Source organism: Cryobacterium sp. 10I5, from assembly GCF_035019865.1.
GTDB classification, from domain to species: Bacteria; Actinomycetota; Actinomycetes; order Actinomycetales; family Microbacteriaceae; genus Cryobacterium; species Cryobacterium breve_A.
On record NZ_JASJVI010000136.1, the window covers coordinates 1 to 6,675 of the forward strand.

The 6,675-nt window shown below is 73.8% G+C and carries 2 protein-coding genes; one reads left to right on the forward strand and one right to left on the reverse strand.

Annotation, left to right across the window (positions count from 1 at the left end; all coding sequences use genetic code 11):
* Nucleotides 1-118: 118 nt before the first annotated feature.
* Nucleotides 119-1,564 carry an ATP-binding protein gene (locus QN350_RS18715; protein ID WP_323503718.1) on the forward strand — a complete coding sequence of 482 codons (1,446 nt, stop codon included), beginning with the start codon at nucleotides 119-121 and terminating at the stop codon, nucleotides 1,562-1,564.
* A 4-nt stretch (nucleotides 1,565-1,568) separates the two neighbouring features.
* Here QN350_RS18715 and QN350_RS18720 read toward each other — a convergent pair whose 3' ends face one another.
* Entirely contained in the window at nucleotides 1,569-6,602 is a 5,034-nt protein-coding gene (locus tag QN350_RS18720) for an SCO7613 C-terminal domain-containing membrane protein (protein WP_323517097.1), read from the reverse strand.
* Nucleotides 6,603-6,675: the final 73 nt, after the last annotated feature.

The following is a 6,675-nucleotide window of genomic DNA, read 5'->3' on the forward strand; positions in this document are numbered from 1 at the left end:
GGCCGCGCCCGAAACGGCGGGCGCGGCCTGCCGAAACGGTAGCGGTGGCGAAGCCTCGCGCCCCCCGATCGCGCTAGATTCACGGGGACATTCCTCATTCACGACGATGGGCTGCGCCATGACGGACACCAATACCGCGCCGACCGCTGCCGCTACTCCCGCTGCCGCTACTCCCGATGCCGCCGATGCCGCTTCCGACACCGCCTCCTCGGTCGACGGGCGCGAATTCCGGCTGCAGTGCGGCCAGGACTCCCCGCTCCTGCCCGGCCAGTACGTCGAGCTCGATGATCCGTCCGGGCGCGTCTTCCTCGGCCAGGTGGATGTCCTCACCGCGTCCGACGGCGGGTTCACCGGCACCGGCTGGATCCTCGGGGTCGTCGACGCCGGGGGCCGGCTCGACCCGCGCGGCGCGACCGCATTCACGAGGGCGAGCGTGAGCACCGCGGGACCGGACCTCGTCGAACTGCTGCACGAGGCATCCGGTGCCACTCTCACGGTCGGTGCCCTGCTCGCCTCGCCCGGAGTGCCGGCCCGCCTGCTGCCGCACCGGTTCAACCGGCACACCTTCTGGTGCGGTCAGAGCGGGTCGGGCAAGACCTACGCCCTCGGGGTGCTGATCGAGCAGTTGCTCGCCCACACCGAGCTGCCGATCGTGATCTTCGACCCGAACGCCGACTTCGTGCGCCTCGGCGAGGTGCGGGCGGATGCCGCGCCCGGGGAAGCGGACGCGCTGCGGAACCGGGACATCCGGGTGTTGCGCCCCGGCAGCGGGCCCGGCGAGCACCTTCGGGTGCGGTTCCGGTCCTTGCCGTTGCCGGTCAAGGCCGCGATGCTCCGGCTCGACCCGCTGCGCGACCGCGCCGAGTACAACAGCGTGCTCCACCTCAACGCGTTCGAGGCGGAGAACGACCCGGGTGCACTCCTGGCACGGCTGCGGGAATCGCCGGATCCCGCGCACCAGGCGCTCGCCCTGCGCATCGAGAACCTCGGGGTGCTCGACTGGAACATCTACGCCTTCGACGAGCCCGCGGCGACCGAGATCATCGACGCCCGACCGCACGCGACCGTGCTGGACCTCGGCGGGTTCGAGCACGCGGACGAGCCGCTCGTGACGGCGCTCTCGGTGCTCGAGAACCTGTGGGCGCACCGGGAGGAGCGCCGGCCGGTGCTGCTCGTCATCGACGAGGCGCACAACCTGTGCTCCCCGGACCAGAACGGACCGCTGCACACCGCGCTGCGGGAACAGATCATCCAGATCGCCGCCGAAGGGCGCAAGTTCGGGCTGTGGCTGTTGCTCTCGACGCAGCGTCCGTCGAAGATCCACCCCGGGATCATCTCGCAGTGCGACAACCTCGCCCTGATGAAGATGAGCTCGCCCGCCGACCTCGCCGAGCTCGCGGCGCTGTTCGGCTACGCCCCGGCCGCGCTGCTGGCGCAGTCTCCGCGGTTCCGGCAGGGTGAGGCGTTGTTCGCGGGCGGGTTCGTGCCCGCGCCGAGCCTCGTGCGGGTGCGCGACCGGATCACGGAAGAGGGCGGCATCGACGTGAAGGTGCCGCTGCGCTGACCCGTCAGCGGAGCGAGGAGATGCCGAGCGCGATCTGCTTGAGAGCACGGATCCGCTGCTCGTAGCGGGCCGCGAGCACGATCAGCAGGGTGCCTCCGATGCCGAGCCACAGCCACCAGGCGACGGCCTCGTAGGCGAGCGCGATCCACGGCCACAGCTGGGCGAGACCGTGCACGAGCAGCACCACGGCGCCGAGAACGAACGGCGCCTGCAGCCGCTGCCGCAGGCCGGCCAGCAGTACGCCGAGTGCGAGCACGCCGAGCCCGACGACCCGCCAGAGCGGGCTCTCGGTCACGTCGAGCAGCAGCGACGGACCGAGCAGCACGAGCAGTCCCGGCGCAAGCCAGGGCCAGCTGCGCGCCGATGGTGTCGCCTCGAGGTGCAGCCAGCCGCTCGTGACGAGCGCGAGAGCGAGCGGCACGCTCACGATCTCGATCGGGTGCGGCACGCCGTGGCCGTAGCCGGCGAGCACCGCGATTCCGCCGGCGGCGATGGCCAGCCAGGCGACCCAGCGACCTGATCGGCTCGGGTCGACCTGGAGGAACACCGCGAGGTGCACGGCGGAGAACGTCCAGGCGAGCAGCACCACGCGGATCGTCGCGAGCGGCTCGTAGCCGAGTGCGGCGACTTCGGCCCCGAGCACGCCGGCCATCGCCAGGACGACGAGACCGTAGCCGAGAGCCGACGTCGCGGCATCCGTCGCCGCCAGCTGCTGCGGACTGGTCCACGTCGGGCCGGGGGCCGCATCGGTGAAGCGGATGCCGTCGCGCGCGTCGCCGTCGACCGGGCCGGCCTGCGGGTGGTCGCCGACCGCCGCGGCGAGACCGGCGACGGTGCCACGGCGGGCCGCGGCCACGAGGGTGAGTCCGGTCGCGGCCATGAGTGCGGCCGCGGGCAGCAGCCAGCCCTCGAGCCGGGAATCCGGCCCGGACGGGACGGTGTCGAGGAGGGGGCTCACCCGGTTCAGGGCGGTGAGCAGCACGGCGACGAGTCCGGCGGAGACGGCCGGCCAGGCCAGCGGACGCCACGCCGGTACCGCGGTGAACGCGGCGCCGGCGATCGCGAGCGCGCCGCCGAAGGCGAGCACGAGGATCGGGCGGAGTAGGAACCCGTCCGGTGTGGGCAGGATGATGGCGCTCGGGAGCACGGCGAGCAGGAGGCCGGCCTGGATCCAGAACCGGGTCGACCGGGCCGCGCCCGGGTCCGCGGCCGTGGCCGGGACGGGGCTGCGGAACAGGCCGGCGGCGAGGAGGCGCCCGGCGACGATCGCGAGTCCGACCGGAACCGTCACAATCTCGAGCGGAACCGGGACGCCGTGCAGGTACCCGCCGAACAGTGCGACGCCCGCGCCGCCGAGGGTCACCCAGGCGAGGGAGCGGCCCTCGGGGGTACGGTCCCATCGGATCAGCCCGACGTGCGCCGCAGCGCAGGCGAGGGCGAGCAGCACGACGCGCGGTGCGGCGAGCGGGGTCTCGTCGGGGGCCGCTGCGGCGAGGCTGAGGACCTCGGCGACGGAGCCGAAGGTGACGGCGACCGTGAGCAGGCCGTATCCGGTGCGCACGGCGAGCCGGGCGTTTATGGGGGTGTCCCCGGCCCGCGAGGCCTCCCGGAGCATCCGTCGCCCGGAGCGTGCGCTGAGGATGCCGGCGACCACGAGAACCAGCAGCGCCGGCAGGAGCCAGGCCTCAATGAGGAGCCCTGCGTCCTCGGTGGAGCGGAGTAGTGACACGATCCGGCCACCGCTCGTCACGAGCAGCCCGAGGGCGCCGCTCGCCGCGGCCGCGGCGAGGTACCCGGAGCGCGGCGGGGTCCAGCGCAGGGCGCAGCCCGCGAGGAGCAGCACCGCCGAGACGCCGGCGACCGCGAGCGGGCGCGCGAGCGTGCCGGTCCCGGAGACAAGCGCGAGGGGAACGAGCGCGACGAGCAGCCCGGCGAGGGTGAGCCAACCGGCGACGGGGCTTCCGGCCGTCCGGCGGTCGACCTGTCCGAAGCGGCGGATGAGCGCGGCCAGCACGAGCAGGACCGCCGCGACGGGCAGCACGTATGGCTCAAGGGCTTCGGTGCCCGACCGGGAGAGGCCGAGCCAGAGCCCCGCGATTCCGAGGCAGAGGGCGACCCAGCCGAGGTGGCGCCGCGGGGAGTGCGAGCCGAAGAGCCCGTCGGGAGCGATCGCGGCCAGGAGCGCGGCGAGGCCGCCGAGGAGCAGCGCGACCCAGCCGAGCGGGCGGCCCGTGGATACCGCGACGATTGTTGCCGGGCCGAGCACGAGCAGTGCGCCGACCTCGAGGGCGAGCCGATCGGTGGGGGCGCGGGATACCGTCCCTGGCGGCGTGCGGAGCGCGAGCGAGCCGAGCGTGAGGCCAAGGGCGCAGCAGAGGATGGCGGCGGCCGGCGCGGCGATGTCGGCGACGGTGGCGGGGGCATCCGCTGCCCGGAGCACGGCGCCGAACAGCAGGAACAGCACCGGGGCGATCGCGACGAGCGCGGTGAGGCGCTCGGCCGGCGCGGCGGCGCGGTTGCCGCGGAGGGCGAGCCAGAGCACGGCGGCGGTCAGCAGCGCCGCAGTGTGGATGATGCCCGCGGCCGGTTCGGGCTGCAGCAGGACGGCGCGACCGGCGGGGTCGAGGGCCGCGGCGAGGCTCCCGACGGGCAGGGCGAAGGCCAGGATCGTGGGGGCGAGCAGGGTCCGGAATGCCCAGCGGCGCTCGGTGGGCTGCACCCAGCGGGGCAGCGGCACGGCGAAGAAGAGTTGGAGGAGCGCCGTCGCGAGGGTGAGGCCGCGCAGCTGGTCGACGAGCAGCACCGATGCCGATGGTCGGGCGCCGAGGGTGAGCGCCCACGGTGCGACGACGGCGGCGAGGAGGATCAGCAGGAGCGCGCCCGCGAGCAGAGCGCCGCGTCCCTGTGCTCGTCCGCCGCGCGCGTCGTGGTCATCCGGGGCAGTACCGAGCAGACCGCGGGCGAAGATGAGCGCGAGGATGCCGGCGGCCGTGCCGATCCACCAGGTATCCGAGCGCGCCCAGCCGACCAGGAAACCGAGGGAGACACTCACGATCACAAGCGCGAGCACGATGGGACGGAGGGGCCCGAGCGGCAGGCGGCCGCGCTGGTGCGCGAAGAGTGCGAGCAGGGCGCCGGCGCCGAGCAGTGCGAAGAGCACGGGGACAAGCCACAACAGGCCCGCGACTGGCGCCGCGAACGGGACCGCGAGTACGAGAGTCGCAGCGAACAACGCCGCGACCAGGCTCGCGCGGGCGCGCAGCAGCCGTCCGGCTCGCCAGATGACGGCGGTGAGGGCGCCGGCGGCGACGAGAGCGCAGAGCGCCCAGAGGCTGTTCGGGCCGACCGGGTTGTCCAGCTCGTCGATCCAGGGGAGCAGCGGGTTGACGGGCGTGCCCGGGTCGCTCGCGAAAACGGTCAGGCCACGCACGAGCGCGACGCCGAGTGGCCACGCGGCGTTGGAGGCCGTCGCGAGGGCGAAATAGCCCGCGGCGAGTGCCGCGGTCAGGGCGGCGACGCGCTCGGCGGTGCGCCGGGCACCGGCAGTGCGGTTGGAGAGGAACTCCAGGCCGAGCGCGAGGGCGAGCGCAATCAGCAGGGGTACGGTGACGAGCAGCGGGATGCTGGTCGTGCGGATCGCGATGATCAGGGCGATCAGGGAGAGCGCGAGTGCCGCGACTGCCGAGCAGAAGCACGCGAAGACGAGCGAAGCGGCGCCGGGGCCGGCCGTGGCCGGAGGCGCCGGGCGCACACCGAGAATTGTGACGGCGTGCACGGCGGCGACGAGTGCGACCGCGCCGAGCAGCCAGAGGGGGGAGAACTCGCCGCTGGTGTCGACGAAGGGGGCCGTTGCGAGGGCGCCGAGCAAGGACAGGACGGCGAAACCGAACACGATCGCCCGCTCGGGCGCCCGGTCGGCACCGGGCAAGCGGCCGACCTGCGCAGCGGTGCCGTTCGACGGCGACGCCCGCGTGAAGCGGTGGATGAGCGCGCCGACGGATGCCCCGAGGAACGCGAGGTAGACCCGGGTCACTCCGTCCTGGCCGACCGCCGCGGCGGAGACGAGCAGGCCGAGACCCGGCGCGGCGGCCGCGAAGCCGGCGACGCTCGCGACCCGCAGCCCGGACACGGCGTGCCAGCCGAGGAACAGCCCGGTGCACACGAGGAACGTGACCCCCCAGTAGCCGTCCGCCGCACTCGCGCCGAGCCCGAAGAGGTCGTTCTGACGGAGGGACCAGGCGTCGAGCAGAACGAGCACGACCGCGAGCGCGCCGATGCCCTCCGCCGTCACCCCGAGGCCGCGCCGCTTGAGCACCGCGGCTGTGACCAGCGCCGCTGCCGTGAATGCACCGACGATGAGGGAGCGCACGAGGAGCCCGGCGAAGATCCACGCCACCGTGAGGAAGAAGATCGCGGCGACGGACACGAGCGTGACTCCCACCAGGAGCAGCAGGATCTGCACGCTCGACCGTTTCGGCGGGAGCGAAGGGTCTCGCGGCGCCGGTGCCGGCCGCGGGGGTTCCTGCCGCGGCGGCGTCTGGCTGGGCAGAGACTGGCGCGGCGGCGTGGACAGCGCGGTCGTGGTCTGGGAGGGCGTCGGCGTCTCGTGCTTGGGTGGAACCGGGACCGATGTCGCGGTCGAAGGCCAGGCCTCGATCGGGACCACGAGGGGAGTAGTCACCGGCGGTTGGGGGAGCCAGGACAGGGGAGGCGCCGGAGCCGGCGTGGTCGGCGTTCGCTGCACCTGTTGCGCGGCTGCGCGGGCCCGGGCGGCGTCGAAACGCAGGCGCCCGATCAGCGCGACGCGCCGGTCGAGCAGTGTCGCGGCATCCGTTGACACGGCCAGAAGCTCGGCGGCGACCGGATGCCGCAGGTCGAGCCCGCACGACGGGCACCCGTAGGGCGCGAGCGGGGTCTGGCAGGCCGGGCACAGGGTCGTGTCGGTCAGGTCACGGAGCGCACCGGGCCAGAGCACCGGCCCCGCGTACTGTGCGAATGGATCGGGTGCGGCTGAATCGCCGCCGGCCGGGTCTGACATCGTTGCCCCTCGCTAGATGTGGACTGCCCCCACAGGTTAGCGTGCCGTCGCAGGCACGCTAATCTGTGGGGGC